Genomic DNA, 3,784 nt, shown 5'->3' on the forward strand with positions numbered 1-3,784 from the left:
CCCCCCTAAAATGAAAAAGGCGTTATTCTTTCTGAGAAATCATAGGAAAGGATAACGCCTTTATATCAATATGACTGTATCCTATATGAAAAATTAACATCGTTCCGAATGTATATATTGTATATATTGTACACATTGTGTATAATGTGTTCATAAGCATTTAAGAGGCAAGGAGTTGAATCATGAAAATCTTACTATCTAATAAGTCTAAGTCGCCTATTTATCAACAAATCATTGATCAGATTATATTACAAATATCAAATGAAACATTGAAAGTAGATGATTCGTTACCTTCTATGCGTTCATTAGCAAGAGACTTGAAGGTAAGTGTTATTACTTCAAAAAGAGCGTACGAAGAACTTGAAAAAGCGGGTTACATCTACTCTATAGTAGGGAAAGGCTCGTTTGTTGCAAAACAAACAAAGAAACAACGTGCGGGTGAACCAAGTGATCCAATACGTGAAAAGTTCAGTACAATCGTTCGAGAGAGTAAGGCTAATCATTTATTAATGGATGAGTTAATACAAATTATTAATCGTATTTATGAGGAGGAATAAATATGGAGAACATTGTAGAAGTGAAAAATGTTTCAAAAACATATAAGGGATTTTCTTTAAAAAATGCATCGTTCAACATCAAAAAGGGGTTTGTAACGGGATTTATTGGTGCAAATGGTGCTGGGAAAAGTACGACAATTAAACTTATTATGGATCTTATTAGCAAGGATAGTGGAGAAATCACAGTGTTTGGTAAAGATCATCAAAAGGACCAAGTTTCTATTAAAGAGCGTATAGGATTCGTATACGATGACAATATCTATTATGAAGATATGACAATTCATCAACTGAAAAAATTCATTGCTCCAGCGTATAAAAAATGGGATGAAAATCAGTTCCAATCCTACTTACAGCGCTTTGAGTTACCGACTAACATAAAAATGAAAGAGATGTCTACAGGGATGAAAATGAAGACTTCCCTTGCGTTTGCACTTTCACACCATGCCGAATTTATACTTATGGATGAACCGACATCTGGACTCGATCCTGTATTTCGAAGAGAACTTTTAGACATCCTTTATGATTTAATGGTCGATCAGGATAAAACAATCTTTTTCTCCACACATATTACCACCGATTTAGATCGTATTGCTGATTTTATTGTATTTATTCATAATGGAGAGATTGTATTTGAGAAAGATATACATAGTATTTCTGAAGAATATGCAACTGTAAAAGGGGATAAATCCTTGCTTACGCCGAAAATCAGAGAACAATTAATCGGGATTCGTGAAACAAACGTGGGATTTGAAGCACTCACAAGTAACGCCAGCCGTTCACGTACGCAATTAGGAAATGATGTATTAATTGAAGAAGCGACATTAGAAGATATTATGTACTATACAAAAAAGGGGAATATTCAATATGTATAATTTAATATTAAAGGATTTTCGATTGCAAAAATTAATGATCTTATTCTATCTACTTGGTATATGCTTTTTTATAGGGACGTTTGGAAGTTTTGGGTTCATAGTCGTTTTGGTGGCTGGTTCTTATATGATAAATCTACATTATTACGACGAAAAGAATAATAGTCACAAATTTATTAATAGCCTACCTTATAGTAGAAATAAAATTATTATGTCAAAATATATCGGTACAGTGTTGTTTACAATTCTAGTAGTTCTATTTTCATTATTGATTCAAGCAGTAATTCAAGTTGCATCCCCGAATTATGGAGTTGAAATTGAAACTCCACAGACAATTATGGTTAGTGTTCTTACTGTCATGTTGTTTACGTCTATCTACTTACCATTTTTCTATCGCTTCACCAATAAATATTTGATGGCTGCTGTCACCATTATTTTCCCTGTATGTGTTGTTTTATGGAGACCACTTGAGGCATATGTGTATATTACTGAACTTGCATATAGTGTTACTACACAATTTACTATTAATCAACTAATTGCACTTGCTTCAATCGTTACCATGCTTATATTTATCGGTTCTTACTTCTTAACGGTGAGAATTTATAAACGTACTGATTTTTAAAAATTCTTTTTAACTGAAATATAGAATACTTAACAAGTAACTGTTGTACAGTTTTATTCTTAAACGCTTTGGTGCTACTCAATCGCTATCAAACTAATAAAACAAAGTTTTCCCTTCAAATGAAAAAATACGCTATTCTTTCTGTAGAATTATAGGAAAGGATGGCGTTTTTTATGTCTGTTTCTGTGTCTAACGAATTACAATTATTTGCTCAAGAGATTCAAAGTGCCCTATCTCCAAATGCCTTACGGGATCTTGCTAGAGATGTTCGTTTTGTACAACGGACCAGTAAGTACCAAGCAAAAGATTTTGTCGCTTTATGTGTATGGATGAACCACAATGTCGCTACGACGTCTTTAACTCAGTTATCTAGCTGTTTAGAAGCATCAACGGAAGTACTCATCAGTCCTGAAGGACTGAATCAACGATTTAATCAAGCAGCCGTCCAATTTTTACAACATATACTAGCTGAACTACTAAACCAAAAATTGGCCTCATCTATGCCGATTTCTTCTCCATATACTTCTGTTTTCAAACGTATCCGTATTTTAGATTCAACTGCATTTCAACTCCCGTATGTATTTTCATCGGTGTATCCAGGTGCAGGAGAATGCAGCCATAAAGCTGGGATAAAAATTCAACTTGAGTATGATTTGTTAAGTGGGCAGTTCCTACATATTCATACAGGTCCAGGTAAACAACATGATCGCACTTACGGCTCTCTGTGTGCCCCAACTGTGACAGCGAATGATTTATGTATCCGCGATTTAGGATATTTTCATTTAAAAGACCTTCAATATATACAAGATAAAGAGGCCTACTATATCTCTCGTATTAAGTCGAATACACGTATTTATCAAAAAAATTCTAACCCTAATTATTTTCAAGACGGAAGAATTAAGAAAGGTATAGAGTATATACAGATAGATATGGAGACGTTAATGAACTCCCTTCAACCAGGAAAAACATGTGAAATTGCTTATGTAGGAATGATTGATAAAGTGCCCGCTCGTGTAATTGTTCATCGATTAACAAAACAACAGCAACAAAAACGATTACAAGATCAAGCTGTAAGAGAAAAAAAGAAAGGAATGAAGTATTCTCCTCGTAGTAAACGACTCAGTAGTATCAATGTATATATGACAAACACCCCTACAGATATTGTCCCGATGGGACAGGTACATGACTGGTATTCTTTGCGTTGGCAAATCGAAATTTTATTTAAAACGTGGAAGTCATTCTTTCAAATTCATCATTGTAAAAAGATAAAACCAGAACGATTAGAGTGCCATTTATATGGTCAATTGATTGCAATTCTACTCTGTTCCTCTATCATGTTTCAAATGCGCCAATTGCTTCTCATAAAGAAAAAACGAGAGCTTAGTGAGTATAAAGCCATATATATGATTAAAGACTATTTTCTTCTTTTATTCCAAACTATACAAAAAAACACCCAAGAGCTATCAAAGGTGTTACTTCGCCTGTTCAATCTCCTGCAGCAAAACGGGCGGAAATCTCATCGATATGAGAAAAAAACGGTCTTTGATATATTAGGTGTCGTTTACAATTGTACCATGTCTGAAAATCAAGCCGCTTAATTCAAAAAAGTGAAACCCGTTAGGGTTTATTTCGTATGCAAATCTTTCAATCATCTACACTTGTTCTTTAGAAAAAAGAAACAATCTCGTTTAAAATTGACTTTGCGTAAGCTTAGCTTGATAGCGATGTGGCTGTAA

4 protein-coding genes are annotated in these 3,784 nt (G+C 33.9%); all 4 read left to right on the top strand.

The genetic code is table 11. From position 1 onward, the window contains the following. The first annotated feature begins 182 nt into the window (after window positions 1-182). The 4 genes from HMPREF1014_RS23685 (at window position 183) to HMPREF1014_RS23700 (ending at window position 3,646) form a co-directional block, all read left to right on the top strand. Window positions 183-557: a GntR family transcriptional regulator gene (locus HMPREF1014_RS23685; RefSeq protein WP_000698388.1), complete on the top strand. Its 375-nt coding sequence runs from the start codon at window positions 183-185 to the stop codon at window positions 555-557. 2 nt (window positions 558-559) lie between these two features. After that, window positions 560-1,429, top strand: a complete 870-nt coding sequence (locus tag HMPREF1014_RS23690) for an ABC transporter ATP-binding protein (RefSeq protein WP_000428049.1) — start codon at window positions 560-562, stop codon at window positions 1,427-1,429. Beyond that, window positions 1,422-2,048 (top strand): ABC-2 transporter permease, encoded by a 627-nt coding sequence (locus HMPREF1014_RS23695; protein ID WP_000282507.1) that lies wholly within the window; start codon window positions 1,422-1,424, stop codon window positions 2,046-2,048. Before HMPREF1014_RS23690 ends, HMPREF1014_RS23695 begins: the two co-directional genes overlap by 8 nt. Before the next feature lie 173 nt (window positions 2,049-2,221). Continuing rightward, the gene (locus HMPREF1014_RS23700) at window positions 2,222-3,646 is read left to right on the top strand and encodes an IS4 family transposase (protein WP_000117008.1); all 1,425 of its coding nucleotides are present in this window, start codon (window positions 2,222-2,224) and stop codon (window positions 3,644-3,646) included. Window positions 3,647-3,784: the final 138 nt, after the last annotated feature.

The sequence above is a fragment of the Bacillus sp. 7_6_55CFAA_CT2 genome (assembly GCF_000238655.1).
Taxonomy (GTDB): domain Bacteria; phylum Bacillota; class Bacilli; order Bacillales; family Bacillaceae_G; genus Bacillus_A; species Bacillus_A cereus.